Source organism: Streptomyces sp. NPDC091412 (assembly GCF_044756885.1).
Lineage (GTDB): Bacteria > Actinomycetota > Actinomycetes > Streptomycetales > Streptomycetaceae > Streptomyces.
Genome location: NZ_JBIVTV010000004.1, coordinates 189,883 through 214,989 on the forward strand (window position 1 = coordinate 189,883; position 25,107 = coordinate 214,989).

24 protein-coding genes and 2 tRNA genes are annotated in these 25,107 nt (G+C 71.8%); 16 read left to right on the forward strand and 10 right to left on the reverse strand.

Translation table 11 applies throughout. The features are described from left to right. Positions 1 to 25 precede the first annotated feature (25 nt). Positions 26 to 520, reverse strand: a complete 495-nt coding sequence (locus ACIQMV_RS12175; RefSeq protein WP_402592579.1) for a heme-degrading domain-containing protein — start codon at positions 518 to 520, stop codon at positions 26 to 28. Next, positions 517 to 1,587: a Gfo/Idh/MocA family oxidoreductase gene (locus ACIQMV_RS12180; RefSeq protein WP_402592580.1), complete on the reverse strand. Its 1,071-nt coding sequence runs from the start codon at positions 1,585 to 1,587 to the stop codon at positions 517 to 519. Before ACIQMV_RS12180 ends, ACIQMV_RS12175 begins: the two co-directional genes overlap by 4 nt. Before the next feature lie 56 nt (positions 1,588 to 1,643). On the opposite strand from ACIQMV_RS12180, the gene ACIQMV_RS12185 reads away from it, so the two are divergent. From ACIQMV_RS12185 to ACIQMV_RS12240, 12 genes are all read left to right on the forward strand, one after another. Then, a complete protein-coding gene (locus tag ACIQMV_RS12185; protein ID WP_402592581.1) occupies positions 1,644 to 2,810 on the forward strand; it encodes an ROK family protein in 1,167 nt (388 codons plus the stop codon). Between the two features lie 185 nt (positions 2,811 to 2,995). Next, complete coding sequence (locus ACIQMV_RS12190; RefSeq protein WP_402592582.1) at positions 2,996 to 3,751, forward strand: GntR family transcriptional regulator; 756 nt, start codon at positions 2,996 to 2,998, stop codon at positions 3,749 to 3,751. A gap of 194 nt (positions 3,752 to 3,945) precedes the next feature. Next, a complete protein-coding gene (locus ACIQMV_RS12195; RefSeq protein ID WP_402592903.1) occupies positions 3,946 to 5,031 on the forward strand; it encodes a TIGR03364 family FAD-dependent oxidoreductase in 1,086 nt (361 codons plus the stop codon). Between the two features lie 7 nt (positions 5,032 to 5,038). Further along, positions 5,039 to 5,740, forward strand: coding sequence for a phosphonatase-like hydrolase (locus tag ACIQMV_RS12200; RefSeq protein ID WP_402592583.1), 702 nt, complete (start codon positions 5,039 to 5,041; stop codon positions 5,738 to 5,740). Beyond that, positions 5,740 to 6,897: an ABC transporter ATP-binding protein gene (locus ACIQMV_RS12205; RefSeq protein ID WP_402592584.1), complete on the forward strand. Its 1,158-nt coding sequence runs from the start codon at positions 5,740 to 5,742 to the stop codon at positions 6,895 to 6,897. Before ACIQMV_RS12200 ends, ACIQMV_RS12205 begins: the two co-directional genes overlap by 1 nt. Continuing rightward, the gene (locus ACIQMV_RS12210; RefSeq protein WP_402592585.1) at positions 6,890 to 7,708 is read left to right on the forward strand and encodes a 2-aminoethylphosphonate ABC transporter permease subunit; all 819 of its coding nucleotides are present in this window, start codon (positions 6,890 to 6,892) and stop codon (positions 7,706 to 7,708) included. Before ACIQMV_RS12205 ends, ACIQMV_RS12210 begins: the two co-directional genes overlap by 8 nt. After that, positions 7,695 to 8,492 (forward strand): ABC transporter permease, encoded by a 798-nt coding sequence (locus ACIQMV_RS12215; RefSeq protein ID WP_401774795.1) that lies wholly within the window; start codon positions 7,695 to 7,697, stop codon positions 8,490 to 8,492. Before ACIQMV_RS12210 ends, ACIQMV_RS12215 begins: the two co-directional genes overlap by 14 nt. Positions 8,493 to 8,634: 142 nt before the next feature. Next, the gene (locus ACIQMV_RS12220; RefSeq protein WP_402592586.1) at positions 8,635 to 9,687 is read left to right on the forward strand and encodes a 2-aminoethylphosphonate ABC transporter substrate-binding protein; all 1,053 of its coding nucleotides are present in this window, start codon (positions 8,635 to 8,637) and stop codon (positions 9,685 to 9,687) included. 76 nt (positions 9,688 to 9,763) lie between these two features. Then, positions 9,764 to 10,543 carry an HAD-IIA family hydrolase gene (locus tag ACIQMV_RS12225; protein ID WP_141360614.1) on the forward strand — a complete coding sequence of 260 codons (780 nt, stop codon included), beginning with the start codon at positions 9,764 to 9,766 and terminating at the stop codon, positions 10,541 to 10,543. 320 nt (positions 10,544 to 10,863) lie between these two features. After that, a complete protein-coding gene (locus ACIQMV_RS12230; RefSeq protein ID WP_402592587.1) occupies positions 10,864 to 11,070 on the forward strand; it encodes a hypothetical protein in 207 nt (68 codons plus the stop codon). Positions 11,071 to 11,083: 13 nt separating this feature from the next. Next, a complete protein-coding gene (locus tag ACIQMV_RS12235) occupies positions 11,084 to 11,755 on the forward strand; it encodes a sortase domain-bontaining protein (RefSeq protein WP_402592588.1) in 672 nt (223 codons plus the stop codon). A gap of 150 nt (positions 11,756 to 11,905) precedes the next feature. Continuing rightward, on the forward strand, positions 11,906 to 12,934 hold the full coding sequence (locus tag ACIQMV_RS12240) for a glycoside hydrolase family 6 protein (RefSeq protein ID WP_402592589.1): 1,029 nt from the start codon (positions 11,906 to 11,908) through the stop codon (positions 12,932 to 12,934). 95 nt (positions 12,935 to 13,029) lie between these two features. Here the strand turns inward: ACIQMV_RS12240 and ACIQMV_RS12245 are convergent, their stop codons facing one another. The 3 genes from ACIQMV_RS12245 to ACIQMV_RS12255 form a co-directional block, all read right to left on the reverse strand. Then, a complete protein-coding gene (locus tag ACIQMV_RS12245) occupies positions 13,030 to 14,964 on the reverse strand; it encodes a galactose oxidase-like domain-containing protein (protein ID WP_402592590.1) in 1,935 nt (644 codons plus the stop codon). Next, on the reverse strand, positions 14,961 to 16,985 hold the full coding sequence (locus ACIQMV_RS12250) for a glycosyltransferase family 2 protein (RefSeq protein WP_402592591.1): 2,025 nt from the start codon (positions 16,983 to 16,985) through the stop codon (positions 14,961 to 14,963). Before ACIQMV_RS12250 ends, ACIQMV_RS12245 begins: the two co-directional genes overlap by 4 nt. A gap of 511 nt (positions 16,986 to 17,496) precedes the next feature. After that, positions 17,497 to 17,573: transfer RNA gene (locus ACIQMV_RS12255), tRNA-Lys, on the reverse strand. Between the two features lie 186 nt (positions 17,574 to 17,759). On the opposite strand from ACIQMV_RS12255, the gene ACIQMV_RS12260 reads away from it, so the two are divergent. The 4 genes from ACIQMV_RS12260 to ACIQMV_RS12275 all read left to right on the forward strand — a co-directional run bounded on the left by ACIQMV_RS12260 (position 17,760) and on the right by ACIQMV_RS12275 (position 21,570). Then, positions 17,760 to 19,052, forward strand: coding sequence for a peptidoglycan-binding protein (locus ACIQMV_RS12260; RefSeq protein WP_402592592.1), 1,293 nt, complete (start codon positions 17,760 to 17,762; stop codon positions 19,050 to 19,052). Positions 19,053 to 19,125: 73 nt separating this feature from the next. Then, entirely contained in the window at positions 19,126 to 20,271 is a 1,146-nt protein-coding gene (locus ACIQMV_RS12265; RefSeq protein WP_402592593.1) for an SPFH domain-containing protein, read from the forward strand. Between the two features lie 133 nt (positions 20,272 to 20,404). Continuing rightward, the gene (locus ACIQMV_RS12270) at positions 20,405 to 21,010 is read left to right on the forward strand and encodes a lytic polysaccharide monooxygenase (RefSeq protein WP_402592594.1); all 606 of its coding nucleotides are present in this window, start codon (positions 20,405 to 20,407) and stop codon (positions 21,008 to 21,010) included. A gap of 98 nt (positions 21,011 to 21,108) precedes the next feature. Beyond that, positions 21,109 to 21,570, forward strand: a complete 462-nt coding sequence (locus ACIQMV_RS12275; protein ID WP_402592595.1) for a DUF3592 domain-containing protein — start codon at positions 21,109 to 21,111, stop codon at positions 21,568 to 21,570. A gap of 43 nt (positions 21,571 to 21,613) precedes the next feature. Here ACIQMV_RS12275 and ACIQMV_RS12280 read toward each other — a convergent pair. The 5 genes from ACIQMV_RS12280 to ehuB form a co-directional block, all read right to left on the reverse strand. Continuing rightward, positions 21,614 to 21,687 (reverse strand) — tRNA-Lys (locus tag ACIQMV_RS12280). A gap of 132 nt (positions 21,688 to 21,819) precedes the next feature. Then, entirely contained in the window at positions 21,820 to 22,653 is an 834-nt protein-coding gene (gene ehuA / locus ACIQMV_RS12285; RefSeq protein WP_402592596.1) for an ectoine/hydroxyectoine ABC transporter ATP-binding protein EhuA, read from the reverse strand. After that, a complete protein-coding gene (gene ehuD, locus ACIQMV_RS12290; protein ID WP_361415419.1) occupies positions 22,643 to 23,287 on the reverse strand; it encodes an ectoine/hydroxyectoine ABC transporter permease subunit EhuD in 645 nt (214 codons plus the stop codon). The genes ehuA and ehuD overlap by 11 nt, the downstream gene beginning before the upstream one ends. Then, positions 23,284 to 24,027: an ectoine/hydroxyectoine ABC transporter permease subunit EhuC gene (gene ehuC / locus ACIQMV_RS12295; RefSeq protein ID WP_402592597.1), complete on the reverse strand. Its 744-nt coding sequence runs from the start codon at positions 24,025 to 24,027 to the stop codon at positions 23,284 to 23,286. The genes ehuD and ehuC overlap by 4 nt, the downstream gene beginning before the upstream one ends. A 15-nt stretch (positions 24,028 to 24,042) precedes the next feature. Next, on the reverse strand, positions 24,043 to 24,942 hold the full coding sequence (ehuB, locus tag ACIQMV_RS12300; RefSeq protein ID WP_402592598.1) for an ectoine/hydroxyectoine ABC transporter substrate-binding protein EhuB: 900 nt from the start codon (positions 24,940 to 24,942) through the stop codon (positions 24,043 to 24,045). Positions 24,943 to 25,107 lie beyond the last annotated feature (165 nt).

Consider the following 25,107-nt stretch of genomic DNA (forward strand, 5'->3'; position numbering starts at 1 on the left):
GGCCGTCGGTGATCCTCGCGGTCCCTCACCCTTCGCCCAGGAACCGCTCCAGCGCCTCCACCACCATGCGGTGGTCATCGACCTGCGGCAGGCCGGAGACCGTCACCGTGCCGATCACGCCCGCGCCCTCGACGTGGAGCGGGAACGATCCGCCGTGGGCCGCGTACAGGTCCGGGTCCAGGCGGGAGGAGGCCTCGAAGGTCGTGCCCTTGGCCCGGAAGCGGGCGCCGACCAGGTAGGAGGCGCAGCCGTAGCGCTCCACCACGCGGCGTTTGCGGGCGATCCAGGCGTCGTTGTCGGGGGTCGAGCCGGGCAGGGCCGCGTGGAAGAGCTGCTGGCCCGCGCGGTGGATGTCGACGGCGACCGGGGCCCGGCGCTCCCGTGCCAGTTCCACCAGCAGCGAGCCCAGCGCCCAGGCGTCGTCGTACGTGAAGCGGGGGAGGACCAGACGGCGTTCCTGCGCCTCCAGTTCCTCGATGCCCGGGGTGGTCTCGGGGGCCGGGCGCACGTCGTTCGTCACAGCCGCACCGCCACGCCGTCGCGGGCCGAGCGGCGGGCCGCCTCCAGGACGTCGAGGGCGTCGGCGGCCTCCCGGGCGGTCACCGGGTTCGGGGCGCCGTCGCGGAGGGCGGCGGCCACGGCCGCGTAGTACGCCGGGTAGTCGCCGGGCAGGGTCGGTACGGGGCGGCCGCCGCCGGTCAGCGGGGACTCTCCGGAACCGACGCGGCCCCACAGAGTGTCGTTCTCGGCGCCCCAGCCCTCGGTGCCCGGGCGGATGCCTTCCCGCAGGGCGGCCTCCTGCGGGTCCAGGCCGTACTTCACGTAGCCCGCCCGGGAGCCCAGCACCCGGAAGCGGGGGCCGAGTTGGGCGGCCGTCGCGGAGACGTAGAGGTGGGAGCGGACGCCGTTGGCGTGGGTGAGCGCGATGAAGGTGTCGTCGTCCGCCTCGGCGCCCGCGCGGCGCACCACCGCCTCGGCGTACACCTGGGTGGCCGGGCCGAACAGCACCAGGGCCTGGTCGACCACGTGGCTGCCGAGGTCGTAGAGCAGACCTCCGATCTCCGCGGGGTCGCCGGACTCGCGCCAGCCGCCCTTCGGCTGCGGACGCCAGCGCTCGAAACGGGACTCGAAGCGCCATACGTCGCCCAGCTCGCCCTCGGCGATCATCCGGCGCAGGGTGAGGAAGTCGTTGTCCCAGCGGCGGTTCTGGAAGACGGACAGGAGCAGTCCGCGTTCGTCGGCCAGGGCGGCGAGGTCACGGGCCTCGGCCGCCGTCCCGGCGATCGGCTTGTCCACGACCACCGGCAGGCCCGCCTTCAGGGCGGCCGTGGCGAGCGGGACGTGCGTCTTGTTCGGGGAGGCGAGGACGACCAGGTCGAGCTCGCCGGCGCGGGCGAACAGCTCGTCGGGGCCGGTGGCGAGACGGACGTCCGGGAACTCCGCGCGGGCCTGTTCCTGCCGCCGCGGGTTCGAGGTGACGACCGTGTCCAGGGTCAGGCCCTCTGTCGTGGCGATCAGCGGGGCGTGGAAGACGGAGCCGGCGAGGCCGTAGCCGACGAGGCCGACGCGGAGGGGGGTGCCAGTCATGCCCCCTACTTTCGCAACGCTGTTGCCGAAGTGCAAGCGCGGGGGAGAATGGCGGGGTGAACAGTGGGAAGGGCGGAGCGGACGCGGTGACGGTCTCGGGAGTGACGGGCAGGGGGACGGCGGGGGCGAACCTGCTGGCCCTGCGCAGCCACAACACCGCGCTGGTGCTCGACCTGCTGCGCGGGGCGGGCGCGGAGGGGATCAGCCGGCTGGAACTCGCCGAACGGACCGGGCTGACCCCGCAGGCGGTCAGCAAGATCACGGCGCGACTGCGGCAGCAGGGTCTCGCGGCGGAGGCGGGACGGCGGGCGTCCACGGGGGGCAAACCCCGCACGGTGCTGCGACTGGTGCCGGAGGCGGGGCACGCGGTGGGAGTCCACGTCGACCGGGACGAACTCCGGGTGGTCGTCGTCGACCTGAACGGCACGGTGACCGGCGAACGCCGCCGCCCGCTGGACCTCGGCGCGGGCGCGGAATCCGTCGTGGCGACGGTGGCCCACGAGGTGGAGGGGCTGGTGGGGGACGTGCTCGGGATCCGTCCCCGGCTTGCCGATGCCGGGTCCCTCGTCGGGGTCGGGGTGGCCTTGCCCGGGCCGCTTGATCACCGGTGTGGGGTGCTGCACCGGGTGACCGGGTTTCCGGAGTGGGACGGGTTTCCGTTGCGGGACGCGCTCGCGCGGCGGCTCGGAGTGCCGGTGGTGGTCGACAAGGACACGAACGCGGCGGCGCTGGGGCTCGCGGTCGCGGGTGAGGGCCGTTCGTTCGCGTACCTGCACCTCGGTACCGGGCTCGGGGCCGGGCTGGTGATCGGGGGGAGCGTGCACCGGGGGGCGCGGACCGGGGCGGGGGAGTTCGGGCACCAGGTGATCCAGCTGGACGGTCCGCTGTGCGGGTGCGGGGACCGCGGGTGTGTCGAGACACTGTGCCTGGCGGCCGTGGAGCGGGGGGAGATCGCGGAGTCGGCACGGGTGCTGGGGGCCGGGGCCGCGAACCTCGTGGGCCTGCTGGACATCGAACTGGTGCTGCTCGGCGGTCGAACGGTCGCGGCGGCGCCCGAGGTGTTCGTGGCGGGCGTGGCCGAGGTGCTCGCGGCGCGGGCCCGGCGGGAGGGGGCGCCGGACGACATGGTGCCGGTCCGGATCGCGCCGGGAGGCGAGCGGGGGGTCGCGGAGGGCGCGGCACAGCTGCTGCTCGCGCCGATGTTCGGGCGGGGGGACGCCTGACAGGTGTCCGGCGTCGCCCTTTCCGGGTCCGCGCGTGCCGCCGGGGCCGATCGAGGGGACGTGCGAAACCGTCCGAGTCCGGTGCCGGGGCGGTCACCCCGCCGCGCTGCCCGTCCTCGGTGGCGTGCCGGGGCCGAGGCGGAGGTGCCGCCGAGGCCGGCGGGTGGATCTGCGACGATCTCCGCGTGGACTACCCCAACGACCAGGCTCCCGGTGCCCCGGTGCGCTCCGGTGTCCCGGAGCACGGCCGGATCCCCAAGTACTACGCGGTGAAGGCGAGGATCGACGACCTCGTCGGCGAACTGGGGGAGGGCCGGCCGATCCCGACCGAGCGCGATCTGTCCGAGGAGTACGGGGTCGCCCGCGAGACCGTGCGGCAGGCGCTGCGCGAGCTCATCCTGGAGGGCAAGCTGCGGCGCCGGGGCCGCGGCACGGTCGTCGCGGGCCCCAAGCTGGAGCAGCCGCTGTCCCTGGTCAGCTACACCGAAGGCGTACGGCGGCAGGGCCGCACCCCCGGACGCTCGCTCGTCACCCTGGACCGCTTCCCCTGCCCGGAGCCCCTCGCCGCCGAGACGGGACTCACCCGCGGCGAACCCGTCTGGCACCTGGAGCGCGTGCTCCTCGCGGACGACGAACGGGTCGGCCTGGAGAGCACCTACGTGGCGGTGGCCCGGGTGCCGCACCTGGACACCGGATTCGACCCCGACTCCTCCTTCTACGCCTACCTCCAAGGGCTGGGCATCGCCTTCGGCGACGCCGACGAGCGCATCGAGACGGTGCTCGCCACCCCGCGTGAGGCCCTGCTCATCGGCACCCCGCCCGCGGTGCCCATGCTGCTGATCCACCGCGTCTCACGGGACACGGAAGGGCGCCCGCTGGAGCGGGTGCGGAGCCTGTACCGAGGGGACCGGTTCTCCTTCACCACGCATCTGCGCGGCTGAGGACACCACCCACCCGCGGATGACGAGAAGGGTGCCCATCAGGCGCCCGCGCATCACGAGAAGATAACGGGTCTAGCCCAGTCTTGACGGCTCGTTCAGGCTCCCGTCGTCAGCAGGACCCCTCCGGTTACCTGTGCGGGAGGAACGTGGCCGTCGTGAGAGTGACAGTCGTAGGAGCCGGCGTGGTGGGCACCATGCACGCCTGGCAAGCAGTGGAACGCGGCCATGAGGTCGTACAGATCGAGCGGGAGGCTGAGGCCCGCGGCGCCTCGCTGCGCAACTTCGGGCAGATATGGGTCAGCGGCCGCGCGGTCGGCGAGGAACTCGACACCGCCCTGCGTGCCCGGGAGCTGTGGGAGGAGATCGGCGGCCGCGTACCCGCGCTGGGCTTCCGCGCCAACGGCTCCCTGACCCCCGTGCGCGGCGACCTCGAACGCGCCGTCGCCGAGGCCGCCGTGGCCCGCCCGGACGCCGCCGTCCGCGGTCGCAAGCTCCTGACCCCGGCCGAGGCCCGCGCCCTCAACCCCGCCCTGCGCGGGGAGTTCGACGCGGCCCTGTACTGCGAGCGCGACGCGGCCGTCGAGCCGCGCACCGCCCAGCTGGCCCTGCGCGCCGAACTGCTCAAGCACCCGAACTACACCTTCCTGCCCGGGCGCGAGGTCCGGGAGGTCGTCGGTGAGGGCGCCGTCCGCGACGACCACGGCGACGTCCACACCGGTGACGTGGTGGTGCTGTGCACGGGAGCCTGGCTCGGCGGACTCGTACGGGCACTCGCCGGCCCCGACCTGCCGGTGCGCCGCGTCCGGCTGCAGATGATGCAGACCGACCCGCTCGGTGAGCCGCTGCCGACCTCGGTCGCGGACGCCGACAGCTTCCGGTACTACCCGGCCTACGCGTCCGAGGCCCTGGACGAGCTCAACGCGAGCCGGCCGCAGGCCGAGATCGCCGCCGCCCACCGGATGCAGCTGCTCATGGTGCAGCGCGCCGACGGCGGACTCACCATCGGCGACACCCACGAGTACGAGCACCCCTTCGCCTTCGACACCGTCGAGGACCCGTACGACCACCTCACCCGTGTCGTCGAGTCCCTCCTCGGCCGACCGCTGCCGAAGGTCCGGCGCCGCTGGGCCGGCGTGTACGCGCAGTGCACCGACCCCGGCCGGGTCGTGCACCGGCAGCAGGTCCGCGACGGGGTGTGGCTGGTCACCGGGCCCGGCGGGCGCGGCATGACCTGCGCACCCGCGATCGCCGAGCACACCGCGAACGAACTGGGCTGGTGAGGAACCGATGAACGAGACGACGACCACCGACATCCGACTCGTCGTACTGGACATGGCCGGCACGACCGTCGCCGACGGCGGCCTGGTCGAGCGCGCCTTCGCCACGGCCGCCGCCGAGCTGGGCGTCGAGCCCGGCTCGGCCGACCACGACGACAAGCTCGCCTACGTCCGCGCCACCATGGGCGAGTCCAAGATCTCCGTCTTCCGGCACCTGTTCGGTGCCGAGGACCTGGCCCAGCGGGCCAACGCCGCCTTCGAGAAGGCTTACGGCGGCCTCGTCGACGGCGGCCTCGTCGCCCCGGTCCCCGGCGCCCGCGAGGCCATCGAGGAACTGCGGGCCGACGGCCGCACGGTCGTGCTGACCACCGGCTTCGCACGCGTCACCCAGGACGCGATCCTCGACGCCCTCGGCTGGCGCGACCTCGTGCCGCTCACCCTCTGCCCGGCCGACGCCGGCGGGCGCGGGCGGCCCTACCCCGACATGGTGCTGGAGGCGTTCCTCCGCACCAAGGCGGCCGACGGCGTACGCCGGGTGGCCGTCGCCGGCGACACCACCTACGACGTGCTCAGCGGCCTGCGCGCCGGGGCGGGCGTCGTCGCCGGTGTGCTCACCGGGGCGCACGGCGCGCAGGACCTCCACGACGCCGGCGCCACCCATGTCCTCGGCTCCGTGGCCGACCTGCCCGCCGTACTCAGGGAAGCCGGCTGATGGGCATCCGATTCGACTCCGTCACCGTCGCCTACGACGGCACGGTCGTCCTGGACGCCCTCGACCTCACCGTCGAGCCCGGCGAGGTCATGGCGCTGCTCGGGCCGTCCGGATCCGGCAAGACCACCGCGCTGCGGGCGGTCGCCGGGTTCGTGCGGCCCGCCTCCGGGCGGGTGTACCTCGGCGGACGCGATGTGACGGACCTGCCGCCGCACCGGCGGGGCATCGGGATGGTCGTCCAGAGCTACGCCCTCTTCCCGCACCTGCGGGTCGAGGACAACGTGGCCTTCGGCCTCCGGGCGCGCAGGCTCGCCCGCGCCGAGGTCCGCGACCGGGTCCGCGAGGCGCTGGAGATGGTCGGCATGGCGGACTACGCGCGCCGCCACCCCCGGGAGCTGTCCGGGGGCCAGCAGCAGCGCGTCGCCATCGCACGGGCGCTCGCCATCCGGCCCGGCGTCCTGCTGCTCGACGAGCCGCTGTCCGCGCTGGACGCCCGGCTGCGCTCCGGAATGCTGGCCGAACTGGCCCGGCTGCACCGGGAGTTGCCGGAGGTGTCGATCCTCTACGTCACCCACGACCAGAACGAGGCCCTGACCCTGGCCGACCGGATCGCGGTCATGGACCGGGCGCGGCTGCAGGCCTGCGGCACACCGCGGGAGCTGTACCGGGCGCCGGCGAACGAGTTCACGGCGTCCTTCGTCGGCAGCGCCAACCTGCTGCCGGTGACGGTGGGGGAGCGCGGAGTGCTCTTCGCCGGGCGCGAGGTGGCCGTGGCGGCGGCGGGTGCGGCGCGCGGCTCCCGGGCCACCCTCTGCGTACGGCCGCACCTGGTGGGGCTCGGCGACGGGCCCAACGCGCTGACCGGAACCGTCTGCGAGGTCCAGTGGCGCGGAGCCACGCACCGGCTCCACGTCGACGTCGCCGGCCACCGCGTCATGGCGGACCTCGCCGAACTGAGGGAACCGCCGGTCCTCGGCGACCGGGTGACCGTGCACTTCGCCCCCGAGGACGCGGTGCTGCTGCCGCCCGGACCCCCGCACGACCAGGCGCGCGCCATGGGCGGTGCCCGTAGGAATCAGGCGTCCGCCGCGAACGCACCGGGCCAGGATCGGGCCCAGCCCCCGGCGCCCGCCGTGAACGGTGCCCGGCATGACTAGGCGCCTGCTGTGGGCGGCGCCCCCCGTCGCCGTGCTCGCCCTCGTCTTCCTCTACCCCCTCACCCTCGTCCTGCGGCAGTCCGTCCAGCCGGACACCGGCGGCACCTCCCTCCAGCCGTACACCGACGTCTTCGCCTCCGCCGCGTTCGGCGAGGCCCTGTGGACCACCGTGTGGCTGGCGCTCGCGGCCACCGCCGGGTGCCTCGTGCTCGGCTTCCTGCTCGCCCTCGTCATCGCCTTCGTGCCGTTCCCCGGCGCGAAGGCGGTCGCCCGGTTCGTCGACGTCTTCCTGTCCTTCCCCTCCTTCCTGATCACCCTCGCCCTGCTCTTCGTCTACGGCACGGTCGGCATGGCCAATGGGCTCTGGCAGGACGTCACCGGGGCGGCGAACGGACCCTTCCAGTTCCTGACCACGCCGTGGGGCGTGCTGCTGGCCGAGATCACGTACTTCACCCCGTTCGTGATGCGGCCGCTGCTCGCCGCCTTCTCCCAGCTGGACACCGCGCAGCTGGAGGCGGCCAGTTCGCTCGGGGCCCGCGCGCCCCGGATCGTCCGCAGCGTGATCCTGCCCGAGGCGCTGCCCGCGCTGGCGGCCGGCGGCAGCCTCGTCCTGGTGCTGTGCCTCAACGAGTTCGGGATCGTGCTGTTCACCGGGGCGAAAGGAGTCACGACCCTGCCCATGCTCGTCTACAGCAAGGCCATCCTGGAGTCCGACTATCCGGGCGCGTGCGTGGTCGCCGTCGTCAACGTCCTGATCTCCGTGGGCCTCTACGGCCTCTACCGGGTGGTGAGCCGCCGTGCTGGTGCATAGTCGCAAGGGCAGGTGGGCCGCCGCCGCCCTGTTCCTCGTCCTCTTCCTGCCCCTGTTCGCGCTGCCGCTGCTGGTGATCCTGGCGGCCTCCTTCGCCACGAACTGGTCGAGCGTGCTGCCCTCCGGCCTCACCACGGCCCACTACGCGGCGGCCGCTCACGGCGAGGCGTCGCAGGCGCTCACCACCAGCCTGCTCACCGCCCTGGCCGCGAGCCTGCTCGCGCTCACCGTCGGCACCTGGGCGGCCCTCGCGGCCGCCGGACTCGGGCGGCGCCACCGCGCCGTGCTGGACGCCCTGTTCGTCCTGCCCGTCGCCGTCCCCTCCGTGGTGGTGGGCCTGGCGGTCCTGGTCGCGTTCTCCCAGCCGCCGGTGCTGCTCAACGGCACCCGGTGGATCGTCGTCATCGCGCACACCGTGCTGGTCACGGCCTTCGCGTACCAGTCGGTCTCCGCCGCCCTGCGCCGCCTCGACCCGGCCTACGAACAGGCCGCCGCCTCCCTCGGCGCCGGGCCCGCCCGGGTCCTGTGGCGGGTGCGGCTGCCGCTGCTGCTGCCCTCGCTCACCGCCGCGGCCGGCCTCTGCTTCGCCCTGTCCATGGGGGAGTTGAGCGCCACGATGATGCTCTACCCGCCGGACTGGACCCCGCTGCCCGTCCTGATCTACGCGGCCACCGACCGAGGCTCCCTGTTCGCCGGCTCCGCCCTCGCCGTCGTCCTCATGGCGGCGACCCTGCTGGTCCTGCTCGCCGTCTCCCGGATCCGCACCAGAGCCGCCCACCGCTAGGCCGGGGGCCCGGCTGCTCCCCGGACCTCCTCCTGCTCCCCGGCCGTCCTCCCGACCGCTCCCCGAACCTCCCCTTCCGCCCCCCGAACTCTCCCTCCCACCCTCCCGGGCTCGTCCCACCCAGCAAGGAGTTCACCTCGCCATGCGCAAGAACACGCTCAAGATCGCCACCGCCGTCTGTCTTCTCGCCGCCCCGCTCACCGCCTGCGGCGGCACCTCCTCCGCCGCCGACGCCAAGGTCGTCACCGTCTACAGCGCCGACGGTCTCAAGGGCGAGAACGGAGACGGCTGGTACGACCGCGTCTTCAAGGACTTCGAGAAGGAGACCGGCATCAAGGTCAAGTACGTCGAGGGCGGCTCCGGCGAGATGGTCCAGCGGGCCGTCCGCGAGAAGGGCAACCCGCAGGCCGACGTGCTGGTCACCCTGCCGCCGTTCATCCAGCAGGCGGACAGCAAGGGCCTGCTCCAGACGTACGCGCCGCAGGGCGCCGACCAGGTCGGCACCGAGGACAAGGCCACCGACGGCACCTGGACCTCCGTGGTCAACAACTACTTCGGCTTCATCTACAACACGAAGGAGCTGAAGCAGGCCCCCACCACCTGGGAGCAGCTCCTCGACGGTCAGTACAAGAACAAGCTCCAGTACTCCACGCCGGGTGTCGCCGGCGACGGCACTGCCGTGCTCGTGAAGGCCATGCACGACTTCGGCGGCAAGGACGCCGCGCTCGCGTACCTGAAGAAGCTCCAGGCCAACAACGTCGGACCGTCCGCCTCCACCGGCAAGCTCGCGCCCAAGGTCGACAAGGGTGAACTGCTCGCCGCCAACGGCGACGTCCAGATGAACTTCGCCCAGTCCAGGACCATGCCCCACCTCGGCATCTGGTTCCCGGCCCGGCAGGGCGGGAAGCCGACCACCTTCGCCCTGCCGTACGCCGCCGGACTGGTCAGCCACGCCCCGCACGACGCCAATGGCAGGAAGCTCCTGGACTTCATGCTCGGCCGGCAGGCGCAGCAGCAGGTCAGCGAGATCGGCGGCGGCTTCAGCGTCCGCCAGGACGTCAAGGCCGACGACGCCAACGCGATGGACCTGAAGAAGCTGATGGAGGGCGTGGAGGTGTTCACGCCGGACTGGAACGACATCGACAAGAACCTCACGACGTACGTCGAGGCCTGGAAGCAGGCCACCGGAAGCTGAACCGGCCTCCGGCAAGATCCGGCCACTGGCTAGGCTGGACTCACGCAAGCGCGCGTACGGCAGGAGGCCGAAGCACATGGCAGACCGCAAGCCCATCGAGTCGTGGCTCACCGACATGGACGGTGTCCTGATCCACGAGGGTGTTCCGATCCCCGGTGCCGACGCCTTCCTGAAGAAGCTGCGTGAGTCCGGCCTGCCGTTCCTCGTGCTGACCAACAACTCCATCTACACCCAGCGCGACCTGCACGCCCGCCTGCAGCGCATGGGCCTGGACGTGCCGATGGAGAACATCTGGACGTCCGCCCTGGCCACCGCCCAGTTCCTCGACGACCAGCGGCCCGGCGGCAGCGCCTACGTCATCGGCGAGGCCGGCCTGACCACCGCGCTGCACGACATCGGCTACGTCCTGACCGACCACGACCCCGACTTCGTGATCCTGGGGGAGACCCGGACGTACTCGTTCGAGGCCATGACGAAGGCCGTGCGGCTGATCAACGACGGCGCCCGGTTCATCGCCACCAACCCGGACAACGTGGGCCCGTCCGCCGAGGGCGCCCTGCCCGCGACCGGCTCGGTCGCCGCCCTGATCACCGCGGCGACCGGCCGGAAGCCGTACTTCATCGGCAAGCCCAACCCGCTGATGATGCGCGCCGGGCTGAACGCGATCGGGGCCCACTCGGAGACCTCCGCCATGATCGGCGACCGCATGGACACCGACGTGCTCGCGGGCCTGGAGGCCGGTATGCGGACGTTCCTGGTCCTCACCGGTGTCACGCAGGCGAAGGACATCGACCGCTACCCGTTCCGGCCGTCCCACGTCGTGGACTCGATCGCGGACCTCGTCGAGCGGATCTGAGAACCCCGTCCCGCCCGCCCACCCTTCTCACCCATTCGGAGCAGCGCGGTTTCGCAGCGGATGCGGCCGTGGCCCGTCGGGAGTCTCCTGATTGCGGAGGTTTCACGATGGGTCCATTGCGCCTCACACTCTGCACGGGACTCCTGGCGGCCGCCGCCCTCGTCCCAGCGGCCGACGGGGTGGACGGCACGGCCGGTACGGGCGGTCCGGTTCTGCCCGGTGCCCCGGCGGCCCCGGGCACCCTCGCCGTCGTACCGCAGTCGAAGCCGCCCGCCGCCTCGGCTTCCCCGAGCCCGCCACGCACGCCACCCACTCCACCCATGGCATTCGTTCCGGCCACCCGGACCCCCCGGGCCACCACCGCCCCGGCGCCGGCCGCGCCTCCCGCGCCCGGCACGGCGCACGCGGTGACCGGGCTGGTGCTCGCGGGTGCCGCCGGGGCGGCCGTCCTGCTCCTTCCCCGGTCGCGCGGTACGACCCGTGCCGGGGACGGCCGGCGCGGCCGCCGCGGCCGCGGATCGCACTGAGGGCGGGATCGGCATGTCCGACCACGAGGGCACCCGCTCCCGCTGCACCGGCCGCCTCCTGGCCGGCCTTGCCTGGGTGGTGCTGCTGCTCGGGCTGTGGCTGTGGGGACGCGATCTGACCGACGTACGGGAGTCCCTGGCGCCGTCGGCCACCGGGGACATGGCCGCGGCCGGCCGGCCCTCCGCGGACCGGCTGCCCGCGTCGGCCGGCGCGCTGACCGACGCCCCGCCGCGGCGCCTGGACATCCCCGGCCTGGGGGTGCGGGCGCCGGTGGTGGCCCGCGCCCTGGACGCGCGGGACGCGGTCGAACGGCCGCCGGCGGACCGGGCCGGCACGGTCGGCTGGTACGGCGCCGGGGTGAAACCGGGGGCGTCCGGGACCGCGCTGCTGGTGGGCGACCTCGGCGCCGGGAGCCGGCCGGGGGCGTTCGACCGGATCGGCTCGCTGCGGCCCGGCGCGGCGGTCCGGGTGGTCCGGGACGACGGCAGCGTCGCCGACTTCACCGTCGACGACGTCAAGGTCCTGACCGGCGACCGGCTCGACGTCCGGCAGGCGTCCGGAGAGCCGAAGCCGGGCCGCGCCGAACTGCGGCTGATCGGCTGCGGCGGCTCCGTCGACGGAGCGAGCCGCGCCTGCGCCGCGCACGTGGTCGTGTCGGCGTACCTCACGGGTACGGGCCATTGAGGCCACCGGCCCGTGAGGCCACGGCCACCACCGCCCCGCCCCCGCCACCCGGCCCCGCCGACGAACCGTTCCTTATGGGACTTTGAGACCTCGGGCGGCCTGCGACCTGTGACAGCATGGAACCCGGCCGAGCGCACCAAGGGGGAAGGCATGTACGGCATGAGGGGGGCCCTCTCGCGTGCCCGTGCGGCGGGGGTCCGGGCGTCCGCGGCGGTGCTGGGGGCGGCACTGCTGGCCGCCGGGTGCACCTCCGGGGGCGGCGACAAGGACGACGGCGCCGGGATCACCCAACAGCCCAAGGAGGCCGACCCCTTCTGGGTCAACCCGGACAGCAGGGCGGCCCATCAGGTCGCCGCCTACCTCAAGGCCGGGAAGAAGGCCGACGCCGAGCAGATCCGGAAGATCGCCGGGCAGCCGACCGGCGAGTGGATCGGCCCGGAGAACCCCGAGCAGGAGGCCCGCGGTTTCACCGAGGCCGCCGACAAGGCGGGTCGCACCGCGCTGCTCGTCCTCTACAACATCCCGCACCGTGACTGCGGCCAGTACTCGCAGGGCGGCGCCGCCGACGGGGACGCCTACCGGGCCTGGGTGGACGGCGTGGCCCGGGGCATCGGCGACCGCCCGGCCACGGTGGTCCTGGAGCCGGACGCCCTGCTGCACCTGGTGGACGGCTGCACCCCGGAGGAGTTCCAGGACGAGCGCTACGACCTGCTCAAGGGCGCGGTCGAACGGCTCAAGTCCCTCAAGAGCACCAAGGTGTACGTGGACGCGGGCAACGCGGGCTGGGGCCACCCCGACCAGATTTTCGAGCCGCTGCGCCGCGCGGGCGTGGACCGGGCCGACGGTTTCGCGGTCAACGTCTCCAACTTCTACTCCACCCCGGAATCCCTCGCCTACGGCAAGCAGTTGTCCGCCAAGCTGGGCGGCAAGCACTTCGTCGTCGACACCAGCCGCAACGGCAACGGCCCCTACGGCGGCGGGGATCCGGACGAGCGCTGGTGCAACCCGCCCGGCCGCGCACTCGGCGAGACACCCACGACGACGACGGCCGACCCGCTGGCCGACGCCTACCTGTGGGTCAAGCGGCCCGGCGAGTCCGACGGCACCTGCAAGGGCGGCCCGAAGGCGGGGGACTGGTGGGCCGACTACGCGCTGAAGCTGGCGAGGGCCAGCAAGTAGGGGTCCGGGACACGACGTGGGGCGCCCCCCTGGAGGGAGGGCGCCCCTGAGCACACGCGGTCACGGGACCTCGGCTGCTCCCGGGTCCCGGCCCGCTAAGGGACCTTCACCCACTGCGCCTCGCTCGGCGTCCCCTGGTCGTCGTCGACGAACAGCATGTACCACCCCGACTGCACCAGGTTCCGGCTTCCCGGCACCGTCACCGTGATCTTGTCGCCGGACGTGGTGAAGTCCAGTGCGATCGAGCGCTGGTCGACGTCCGTGACATGCGTGGAGGCACTCGGGCGGATCAGCCGGACCTTCTTGATCGTGCCGGCGTGCTGCGAGGTGAACGTGCCGGAGGCGCCCCGGGCGATGGTCCGCGGGCCGCCCGACAGCGAGGGCCGCGCGTCCCGGTACAGATACGGCGGCGTGTAGATCTCGACGCGCTGCTCGAACGTGCCGGGCTTGGTGTTGGCCTTGTCGCCGTAGAGCGAGTCGGAGCCGAAGAACATCACCCGGCCGTCCGGCAGCAGGATCGAGCCGGCGTGGTAGTTGCGGCCCACCAGCGGGTCGGCGACCCGCCTGAAGGTGTTGGTCCCCGGGTTGTAGAGCCGGGCCTGGAGGATGTTGGAGTCGCCGCGGCCCCGGTAGTCCTCGGAGCCGCCCGAGACCAGGATGGAGTCGTCGGGCAGGACCGAGGACTGCGGGTAGCGGGTGCCCTTCTCCAGCGTCGGACCGTCCGTGAAGCGCGGGTTCTTCGCCTTCAGGTCGATGATGCGGGTCTTCCTGCTGGCCAGCTGGGACTCGCCGACCCCGCCGCCGCCGATCACCATGAACCGCTCGTCCTGCGCGGGCGGCAGCAGGACCGTGCCGGAGGTCTCCATCATCTGCGGGTCGCTCAGGCCGGGCAGCTCGGTGAACTTGTTGGTGTCCACGTCCCAGACGCCCGGGTCGCGGCCCACGTCGGCCGGTCCGTAGCCCGCGTTGGAGCCGGAGTAGAACAGCTTGCCGTTCCGCAGCAGGAACAGCGCCGGGTAGGTCGGGAACTGACGGTCCTTCGGTGTGTACGTCCACTTCTTGGTCTTGGGGTCGAAGACCTCGTTCTTGCCCGGGACCAGCTGGCCGATGTCGTCGAGGCCGGAGACGCTGAGGATCTTCCCGTCGCTCAGGGTGGCGAGCGTCGGGTACCAGCGGGCCTCGTTCATCGGGTCGACCTTGATGTACTTCTCGGCGACCGGGTCGAACTCGTAGGCGTCCCGGATCCCCTGGAAGTCCTTCTTGTCCAGGGCGAGCTTCTCCGCGATGCCGTACGTGTTGCGGGCGTCGTCGCCGGACAGGCCCTGGATCCGGTAGTTGTCCTGGGTGCCCGTCTCGTACCGGGCGCCGCTCTTCTGCGCCTCGACGTAGATGCGGCCCAGGCCTGGGCTGTTGCCCAGGAACCGGCCGGCCTGGTCGAAGTTCTTCTTGGCGCGCGGTACCAGCACCGGGTCCTTGGAGACGAACGTCTTGCCGTTCTCCCCGCCGGTGAACCTCGTGCCCGCGGGCAGCGTGATCGGCTTGTCCGGGTTCTCGTTGTGGACGATCATCAGGCCGCCGGCCTTGGTGACGTCGCCCTGGAGCTTCTCGTACCGCTTGGTGCCGCCGGCGATCAGGATGTTGCCGTTGGCGAGCTGGGTGTGGCCCGTGCAGAACAGGTCCTCCGGCGTGGGCACCTTCTTGATGGTGCCCTTGACCGGGTCCCAGATACGGGTGTCGAACTGCCGTGCGTCGAAGTTCTTCTTGTTGTTGCCGGAGCCCGCGACCATCAGCACCTTGCCCGTGTGCAGCAGCACGGCGTGGATGGTGTTCTGCCGGTACTCCTCGGGGAACTCGACGATCTCCCAGCGGCCGTTCTCGGCCTTGTACTCGGGCTTGTTGATCTTGTACTGGTGGTAGCGCTCCGTGCCGAAGCGGTAGAGCCACGGCCCGTTCATTCCGGCCAGAGCGACTACCACCACCGCGCCGATCCCGAGCCGTCGGGCGCGCCGGAGGCCGGCCTGGTCCTTCATTCCTTATGTCCCCCCAGTCCACCGAGGGCGATCTGCATGGTGTGCTCGCCCGTCGTTCCATCCGTTCCGGCCCAACTCGGCCCCTGCCGCTCCGCGCTGCCCGGCGCGTGTCCCGGCGGTACCTCCGCCACCGGGACCGGCATCCCCGGGGCCGGTGTGTGCGCCCGGTGCGGGTGTGCCGGGACCGCGTCCCGCGGCTCCGGAGCGACGGCCGCGGACGCCTGCTTGCGCCGCTCCTGCCGCAGCGTCCACCGCCAGGCGAAGATCGGTGCGGCGGTGATGAGCATGGCGAAGGTGGCCCAGGTGATCATCGCCGGGTGGGAGTGCCCGAGGGCGAACCCCGCGACGAGCGAGCCGCCGAAGACCAGGATGAAGAACCAGTGGATGCGGAACGTCCCGAACAGCGTGTCGGGGCTCGCCGACTCGCCCTTCGGGGTCACCACGAACTTGCTCTTGCGCCGCAGCACGGCGTCCATCAGCGAGCGCGCGTAGACCGGCGCGGACAGCGCCGACATCACCATGCCGGCCACCCCGCCGGAGCCCTCCGGCTCGTGCGGCGAGACGTTGTGCCGGCGGTTCCAGACGTACAGGCCGATCTGGAGCGCCGAGGCGTTGCCGTACAGCATCAGCCACACGGTCGGGTCGATGTTCACGCCCGAGGCGCCGAGGCCCAGGAACAGCGCGCAGCTCAGCGCCGCCAGGATCCAGTTGAGGGCGGACATCGGGTAGAAGATGATCATCATCGTGTAGTTGAAGAGCTTGGCCGGCGGCAGGGTGCCGAAGCCCTTCCAGTACTGCTTGAGGATCGTCTCGTAGGTGCCCCGCGACCAGCGCAGCTGCTGGGTGAAGAAGTCCGTCCAGGCGTTCGGGCCCTCGCCGACCGCGAGCACGTCCGGGGTGTAGACCGACCTCCACTTGCGGCCGGTCGCCGGGTTCTTGGCGCGGTGCATCTCGAAGCCGGTGGCCATGTCCTCGGTGATCGAGTCGTACAGGCCGCCGATCTGCTTGAGCGCCCTGATCCGCACGGCGTTCGAGGTGCCGACGAACATCGGTGCGCCGTAGCGGTTGCCGGCCCGCTGGATCAGCGCGTGGAAGAGGAACTGCTGCGACTCGGCCGCCTTGGTGACGAACGTGTCGTAGTTGCCGTAGACCTGCGGGCCGATCACGAAGCCGACGTCGGGGTCGCGGAAGTACCCCAGCATCCGCTCCAGGTAGTTGGGCAGCGGCACATGGTCGGTGTCGACGGAGGCGAAGAAGTCGTAGTCGTCGCCGTGCGCCTGGAGCCAGGCGTTGTAGTTGCCGTGCTTGGTCTTGGCGCGGTGCGGACCCTTGGGCTGGTTCCAGCGCTCGACGCCCTTGCGGCTGAAGTGGTGCACGCCCAGGCGCGCGCAGACTTCCTTCACCTCGGGGTCGTCGCCCTCGTCGAGCAGCCAGACGTGCAACAGGCCCCGGTGGCGCAGCCGTACGGCGGCCTCCAGGGTTCTGGTCACCATCTCCAGCGGTTCCTTGCCGGGCACGAAGGAGGTCAGGAACGCGACCCGCGTGCCGGTCTCGGGCACCACCGGGACCGGGTCCCGGGCGACCAGGGTGGCGTGCGCGTTGGACAGCACGTTCATGCAGCGGAAGAACTCGATCAGGCCGATCGAGACCAGCATCACCGCGTCGAGGGCCGGCAGGAAGTCGTAGGCCGGGTAGTCGCGTTCGGTCCAGTGCTTGGGCTGGAGCAGCCAGGCCAGTAGGACCAGCGACAGCAGCGGCGCGGCGGCGAGCATCAGCGCGACCCGGATGCGGTGCGGCTCCTGCGAGATCAGCGAGCGGTACTGCACCGTGTACGGCTTGTCCGGGTCGGGCTCGGTGAGGGGGCCGGCCAGCCGGCTGTAGTGCTCGTAGTCGTATTTCGGCAGAGACTTCTTGATTCTGCGGAATGCCCCCGTGGTGCCGGTGCGGTGTCCCGGCATTCGTCGCCGGGTCGTCTCAGAAGGATCGGATTCGTGCCGGGCGCCCGTCGGCGTCGACGTCATGACTCATCCCCCCACACGCATGCGAGCGCGTGTTCGTCGGTTCCTTCGTCCGTTCGAGGCCCCCCTTGGCCCGTCACGGACGTTTGCGTGCCGGCCGCGGGTCACCAGGTCGGTCCCACCTCGGAGACAGGCACCGCGGCCTGCCGGTTGCATGGCCGCCCCCCGCGGCGGCCGTCGACGCGCGGGAGTCACGGCTCACCGCGCGGCCGGGCAACCGGCTCCTACAACCCCCCAACACCCCCCAACATCCCCAACGCCCCCCAAGTGCCGCCAAAGGGCGGCAGCTTGACATCCAGGGTTCTACGGTGTTCAGCATGATCGCAAGACGCGAAACTCGGAGTTTACCGGCCATACGCGCGCATTGCGGAGAGGGGGTGCGACGAGGGGTGCGACACCCTGCGCCGCCCGCTCTTCCGTACGGCTGAGACGGGAGAGGTGTTCAGCCGGGGCGGGAGGAACCGGCAAAAGGTGAAGGCGAGCCCGGTCCTGTGGACCGGGCTCGCCTTCGTCGTGGTGCGCCGCCAGGGACTCGAACCCCGGACCCGCTGATTAAGAGTCAGCTGCTCTAACCAACTGAGCTAGCGGCGCCTGCTGACATCGTTCACTTTACATGACCTCCGGAGGTCCCCCGGCCATCCGCGCCCGGTGGGCGGGGCCGCTGGAGCCGTCCTGTACATCATTCGGACCGTCAATGTTCGCGTCCGGTGGACAGTTGTGGCAATGATCAACGTGCACAGATCCGGATATGTACTGATGAAGTGTGAGGAAGATCGCATGAAGTCTCCGGTGTTCGAGGACATCGACCCCGCGAGCGACTGCGACTGCCCCGGGTGCGTGCGCGGGCGTGGCCTCTCCCGCTCCCCGGCCGCCCGCACCCCGGTCCGTCCGGCCGCCGCGCATCGCGCGCTGGTCGTGGCGGCCGTCACCGCGGCCGCCCTCGGCGCGGGCCAGGCGCCATCGGCGGCGGCAGCCACCCTCACCGCCGGCCGGCTGCCCGGGCCGCCGGCCCAGCAGCCCCGGGCCGAGGAGGTCAAGACCCCGCAGGGCGCCGCGGGCGCGCTGTTCGGGCGGGAGGGGCCGGCCAAGGCGGGGGAGCAGTTCGCGATCGGCGCGACCACCCGGTCGCAGATCGTCAGCCGGGCCAAGAAGTGGCTGGACGCCCGGGTGCCGTACAGCATGAACCGCTTCTGGCGTGACGGATACCGCCAGGACTGCTCCGGCTTCGTCTCGATGGCCTGGAACCTGCCGCGCAACGAGTGGACCGGCAGCCTCGGCCAGTACGCGGCGCGGATCACCAAGGGGCAGCTCCAACCCGGCGACATCCTGCTCTTCCACAATCCCGACAACCCTCAGAAGGGCTCACACGTGGTGCTCTTCGGCGGCTGGACCAACCAGCGGCACACCTCCTACATCGCGTACGAGCAGGCGCCGCCGCACACCCGCAGCAGGACCACCCCGTACGCGTACTGGACCAACTCCAAGCGCTACATCCCCTACCGCTACAAGGGCGTCACCCGGGGCGTGGCCGGCCTCGCCGCGGCGCCGCCCGCGCCGTACCCGGGAGCGGCGTACTTCGGCCCCGGCGCCAACAACCCCCATGTCACCCGGCTCGGCCGGATGCTCGCCGCCCGCGGCGGCGCCTCCTACTACACCAAGGGGCCCGGCCCTCGCTGGTCGGAGGCGGACCGGCGGGCCACCCAGGCCTTCCAGCGAGCCCAGGGCTGGACCGGGGCGGCCGCGGACGGGCTGCCGGGGCCGGGGACATGGCAGCTGCTGGTGACCGGGAAGGGCAAGGACATCCGGGCCGCGGCCCCCGCCTCGCACGGGGTGCCCGGCTATCCGGGGCAGGGGATGTTCCGGCCCGGTGCCGAGAACCGGTATGTCACCGAGCTGGGCCGGCAGCTGGTGAGGAAGGGGTACGGCCGGTTCTACACCAACGGGCCGGGGCCGCGCTGGTCGGACGCGGACCGGCGGGCCGTCGAGGCCTTCCAGCGCGCCCAGGGGTGGCGGGGCGGCGCGGCGGACGGCCGGCCGGGGCCCGAGACCTGGCGCCGGCTCTTCGCATGACCGCGGCCCCGGAGGGGCCGCCGATCCACCGTACGAACGTCTGAACCATCTGGCGCGGAGGCTGGAGGCAGGTATGACTACGACCACGTCCCCCACACCCGAATACGACGGGCGCGAGGCGATGATGGCCCCGGACGGCTGGGCGGGCCGCTGCGTCCCCCGGCTCATCCACAACGAGGGGACCACGGAGATCCCCGTCCATCTGCTGTTCCGCGACGACGCCGACACGATCCCGCTGCCGGTCACACCCGCGGTGGTGGGCAGCAGGAAGGGCAGCGGTGAGCAGCCGCGGCTGGGGCACGGGCGCCGGGCGCCCGCGCCGGCCCGCTCGGTGCCGGAGATCGACTCCGACCTGGTGGAGCGCCCGGCGGTGGTGCTGCCCGGGGCGGCCGGGGTGCTGGCCGGGGCCTGCGGGGCGGCGGGCTGTGTGTTCACCTCGTGGTGGGCCGGGGTGCTGCCGGGCATCGCGGCGCACGTGCTGGGGCTGCCGGCGTCCGCGGGGGCCGGACTCGGCGGACCGCAGTGGGCCGCGTACGCCGGGGCGGGGGCGCTCGCCCTGTTCGGCTTCGGCGGGCTGGCCCGGGGCCGGACCGGGCGGGCCTGGGTGCTCGGCCTGTTCGGCCGCTACCGGGGGACCGTCCGGCGCACCGGGCTGCTGTGGCTCAATCCGCTGATGCCGCGCCGCCGGATCGACGTCCGGCTGCGGCACTGGCGCAGCGAGCCGATGCCGGCCGCCGACGCCGGCGGGGTCGCGCTGCGGGTGGTGGCGCTGGTGGTGTGGCGGGTGCGGGACACCGCGCGGGCCGCGCTCGGGATCGACGACCACGAGACGTACCTGCGCGAGTGCGTCGAGGCGGCGCTGGCCCGGGTTCCGATGGACCCGCCGGGCGGCGCGCGGGGGACGGCGGCCACCGCGGACACGCTGACCCGGCTGGTGAAGCGGGAGGTGGCGCCGGTCGGTCTGGAGGTGTTCTCGGTCCAGCCGGTCCGGGTCGAGTACGCGCCGGAGATCGCCGCCGCCATGCACCGGCGCAGCGTCGCCGCACTGGACGCCCGGCACCGGGCGAACGTGCTCACCTCGGTGGTGGACTCGGTGGAGGACACGGTGACCCGGCTGACCACCAGGGGTCTTGTCGACCTCGACGACTACGAACGCAAGCTGCTGGTACGGGACTTGACGGTGGCGTTCTGCGCGGGAGGCCGGGAGCCGGGGTCGTGACGGGGACGGCGTTACGGGGGGTGGGGGAGGCCGTGTCTTTGGTATGGACATGTTCAAGTAACGGCAATAGCCTGAACTTGGTCTAGACCTGCACAGCTCACTGAACCTCCCCCACGTCTCCAGGAGCGGCAGTATGCGCACCAAGGCCAAGATCTCCGCAGCCGTGCTCGGCCTCGCGACCGCCGGAGCCTTCGTGCTCTCCACCGGCGGCGCCAGCGGCCACGGCTACACCGACCTGCCCATCAGCCGGCAGAAGCTCTGCAACAACGGAACCGTCGCCAACTGCGGCGACATCCAGTGGGAGCCGCAGAGCGTCGAGGGCCCGAAGGGCTTCCCGGCCTCCGGGGCGGCCGACGGACAGCTCTGTTCCGGGAACAACACCCGGTTCAGCCAGCTCGACAGCCCCAAGACCCCCTCGGGCGGCGCCTGGCCGACCACCAAGGTCAACGGCGGCCAGAGCTACACCTTCCGCTGGCAGTTCACGGCCATGCACGCCACGACGGACTTCAAGTACTACGTGACCAAGCAGGGCTGGAACCAGAACCACGCCCTGGCCCGCGCCGACCTGAACACGACCCCGTTCCTGACGGTGCCCTACAACGGACAGCGTCCGCCGTCCACTCTCAGCCACAGCGGCACCCTGCCCTCCGGACTGAGCGGCCACCACGTCATCCTCGCGGTCTGGACGATCGCCGACACGGGCAACGCGTTCTACGCCTGCTCCGACGTCACGTTCTGAGCGCGGATCTGAGCATTCCCTGAGCCGCCGGGCCGGCCGGCGTGGGTAGATTCCCCCACGCCGGCCGATCACGGCGGCACCGGAGTTCGGGGGATCTCATGGAAGTGCTGTTCTACGTCGTGCCGCTGCTCATGATCGGCACCGCGGTCTTCCTGCTGACCAGAGTCGTCCGCCGTGCCCGGGAGGTGCGCAGCGCGTGGGGCAGCGGGCTCACGGCCGAGGCGCGGTGTCTGCGGACGTACACCACGACCAGCGGCGGCGGGGAGACCATGGTGAGCACGACGCTGCACCACGTCTACGAGTTCACCACGCGTGACGGCCGCAGCGTCCGGTTCGAGGAGAGCAACGGACCCGCGACGGTCGTCGAGGGCGACATCGTGACCGTGCACTACGTGGCGGAGCGGCCGGAGCGGGCGACGGCCCACGCCCCGGCACGCGGGAAGCTCGCGGCGGAATCGGGCTGCCTGGTGGCTTTCCTGGGCGTGTTCATCACCGGCTGCGTGATCTTCATGGTCGTCGTCCACGTCTTCTTCTCGACGGCGGACGCCTTCTTTCCGTGATCACGAGAAGGGCCCCTCGTGATCACGAGGGGCCCTTCATCCGTGCGCCGCCAGGGACTCGAACCCCGGACCCGCTGATTAAGAGTCAGCTGCTCTAACCAACTGAGCTAGCGGCGCATGACTCCCGCCGTCCGCTTCCCGCGGCCGGCGACGAAGAAAATACTACCTGGTCCTCGGGGGTGCTACGACCACCCCGGAGGCCGGAGGCGCCGGGAGGGCCCGAAGGCCGCCGGCGCCCCGGAGCGGCCCCTACCGCACGGCGCTCAGGAACTCCCGGGTGCGCTCGTGGTCGGGGTCGCCGAAGAGCTTCTCCGGCGGCCCGGACTCGATCACCCGGCCCGAGTCGAACATCAGCACCTGGTCGGAGATGTCCCGGGCGAAGTTCATCTCGTGGGTCACGCACAGCATGGTGATGTCGGTGGTGTGCGCGATCTCCCTGAGCAGGTCCAGCACACCGGCCACCAGCTCCGGGTCCAGGGCCGAGGTCACCTCGTCGAGGAGCAGGATCTCCGGCCGCATGGCGAGCGCCCGGGCGATCGCCACCCGCTGCTGCTGCCCGCCGGACAGCTGCGACGGATGGGCGTCGGTCTTGTCCGCCAGCCCGACGAGGTCGAGGAGTTCACGGGCCCGCTCCTCCGCCTCCTCGCGGCCGAGCCCGAGCACGTTGACGGGCGCCTCCGTGATGTTCTGGAGCACCCTCATGTTCGGGAACAGGTTGAACTGCTGGAAGACCATCCCGATCTTCCTGCGGATCCGGCGCAGGTGCTTCTCGTCCGCCGGGCGCAGGGTTCCGTCCGGGCCGGGCATGTGGGACAGCGGTTCGCCGTCCACGTGGATCACGCCGTCGCTGACGCGCTCGAGCGTCATCAGCAGCCGCAGGATGGTCGTCTTCCCCGAGCCGCTCGGCCCGATCAGCGTCACGTGCTCACCGCGCCGGACGGCGAAATCCAGCCGGTCGAGCACGACGTGATCGCCGAAGCGCTTGACCACCTGGTCGAAGCGGACCAGATCCGCGTGCGGCACGTCCGGAGTCGCGTTCTCGGGCGCCTGCGGCGGCGTCTTCTGCAAAGGGTCAGTGGCCAAGGCGCTTCTCCAGCTTTCTCATCAGAAGCGAGGTCGGGTAGCTTGCCGCCAGGAAGAACAGGCCCGCGAGGGTGAATGTCTCGGCGTAGGTGAAGTGGTCCGCGCCGTACTCACGGGCCTTGGCGACCATCTCCTGGACCGTGATGACGGCCAGGAACGGGGTCTCCTTGAACATCGAGATGCCGTAGTTGCCGAGCGCCGGCAGCACCTTGCGCACCGCCTGCGGCAGGATCACCGCCTGCCAGGTGCGGCGCGGCGACATGGACAGCGCCCGGCACGCCTCCCACTGACCCTTCGGCACGGCGTCGATGCCCGCCCGGTACACCTCCGACAGGTAGGAGGCGTAGTGGATGCCGAGCACCGCGACGCCGATGGTCAGCGGGTCCACCGTGTTGAAGACCGCGTAGGCGCCGACCAGCTGCACCAGCAGCGGGGTGGACCGGACGAACTCGGTGACCGTCCGCACCGGCACGGTGACCAGCCGGCTCGGCACCCGTCCGGCCACGGCCACGAGCAGGCCGAGGACGGCGGCCACCGCGGTGCCGAGGACCGTGGCCAGCAGCGTGGTCAGAAAGCCGTGCCACAGCAGCGGCAGCGAGTCGCGGACCGCGCCCCAGTCCCATGCGTAGCTCACGACGCACCTCCCGCCATCCCGGGCTCGCGCGCCGACTCGGCGCCGCGGCGGCGCAGCAGGGCACGGCGGCCCGTGTGCAGGCCGAGCCGGGACTTGGCGCGCCGTTCCAGGGCGTTCATCAGCAGGGTCAGCGCGTAGGCGAGGACGAAGTAGATCACCAGCAGAGTCAGATAGGCCCACGTGGTCGCGCCGGTGCGGTCACGCATCTGCTGGACCACCGTCGTCAGGTCGGCCGCGGAGATCAGCCACAGCAGCGGGGTGCACTTCAGCAGCTGGATCAGCAGGTTCGTGAACGAGGGGATCATCTGCACCCACGCCTGCGGCAGGATCACCCGGCGCATGCGCTGCGACGGCGTCATGTTCAGCGCGACGGCGGCCTCCCACTGCGCCCTGGGCACGGCGTTCAGCGCGCCGCGCACCACCTCGGAGCCGTAGGCGCCGTAGTTCATGCCGAACGCCACCACACCGCAGAACAACGGCGACAGTTCGTACCCGGACAGCAGCGGGAACGCGTAGTACAGCCAGAACAGCTGGACGTACAACGAGGTGCCGCGGAGGAACTCCACGACCACCCGGGAGACGCCGCGCGCGAGCAGGAGTCCGCTGCGTGCCGCGAAGCCGAACACGAAGGACAGGGCGAGCGCGACGGCCGAGCCGAGGACCGTGGCCTCGACCGTCACCAGGAGCCCCGACCACACGCTGGAGATGTGGTCGAAGAAGTACGTGTAGAAGTCATCCATGGACAGGCGTCCCCGTCAGCCCTTGCACAGGTCGGCGGTCTTCAGGCCCGCCGGCGGGATCGTGTCCCTGCCGAACCCGTACTCCCCGACGAGCCGCACGTACCGGTCAGGATCCGAGGTGATCTTCTTCAGCTGCTCGTCGAAGGCGTCCCGGAGCTCCTCGCTGCCCTGGCGGAAGACGGCGCCGCCCGGGCTGTACTGCTTCACACCGTCGACCACCGGCACGAACGAGTCGGTGACCTCCACCTTCGGGTTGGTCCTGGCCAGCCAGCGCAGCGAGATGCCCGTCAGCACGAAGGCGTCGATCCTGCCCTGCGCGACCGCGTCCGCGCCGTCCTGCGGCTTCTGCAGCGTCCGTATGCCGCTCCCGGAGATCCCGGCGGCGGTGACGTAGCCCTTCTCCACCGCGCCCGACATCACGCCGATGGTCGCCCCGGCCGACTTGGCGGAGGCGAGGTCGGTCAGGTTCTTCGGGTTGCCCTTCTTCACCATCATCGCGGTGGGCGAGACGAACTCGGGCTCGGAGAACAGGGCCTTTCGGCAGCGCTCCGGGATGATGGCCATGCCCGCACTGATCACGTCGTACTTGCCGGCCTGGAGTCCGGGGATCAGACCGTCCCACTCGGAGAAGGCCGGCTTCAGCTCGTCCACTCCCAGGGCCTTGAAGATCTCTCTGTGCAGCGTCGGCGCCTCGCCCTTGAGCTGCCCGCCCTCCTCGAAGCCGTACGGGGCCTCGTTGGCGTAGGCCACCTTCACATAGCCCTGCTTCCTCAGCTGTTCCAGCTTCGAGCCCTTGCCGTCGCCGCTGTCCGTCTTGCTGCACGCGGCCAGCAGCCCGGGGACGGTGAGCATGCCGCCCACGGCCGCCGTCCTGGTCAGAAAGCCCCGGCGGGACAGGTTCGGGAACTCGGACATGGACACTCACCCTCCAGGAGGGCCTCGTCGGCTCGGGCCCTTCGCAGACAGTGGTGGCGCCTGCCCGCTCTCCGTGGTCCATGCGAGTGGACTTGGGGATGTGATCCAAAGGTGTCCGGGGGGATACCGTTCCGTGTCCGGGCGCGAAGGTGCGGGGCGGGTGTG